We start from the raw sequence: 565 nt of genomic DNA on the forward strand, positions 1-565 counted from the left end.
TGCCCCGAAGCATACGCACGAGTAAAAACAACTATGAGGTTTGATACGACAATCAAAGCAAGCAACATTTGATTCATGTAGCTAATTAATGCCAATACCTGACCTTGTTGTAGTGTCCCATCATTAACTGAAAAACCACCTAAGTATAATAAAGTAATCACGCCTATATTCATAATCAATGTCGTGCTTGGAGACATTAATGCCGAAATATTAGACACTTTTTCGTTTATTGTTGCTAACTCATCTGTTGTTTCAGAAAATACTTTGGTATCTGTTTCTTTTCTCGCATACGCACGAATCACACGTACTCCACTCAAATTCTGAGCAACTAGTTTGTTTAACCTATCTAAACGTTGTTGTACCTTTTGATACAAAGGAACCGCATATCGAATGATTAAATATAGAATGCCACAGAAAATGGGCAACAATAAAAGAAAAATCAGCCCTAAACGCTTATCAATAATAAAGGCCATAACAACCGATCCTACACTTAAAAAGGGTGCACGCACAACAAGGCGAATCAACATAGCCAATGCCAGTTGTAGTTGATTAACATCGTTAGTCA

General features: G+C 36.8%; 1 protein-coding gene. It reads right to left on the minus strand.

All coding sequences use genetic code 11. The features are described from left to right. Window positions 1-565: ABC transporter transmembrane domain-containing protein (locus ABS911_RS15405; protein WP_350468261.1), on the minus strand; the 565-nt coding region annotated here is incomplete at both ends.

Source organism: Carnobacterium sp. (genome assembly GCF_040274425.1).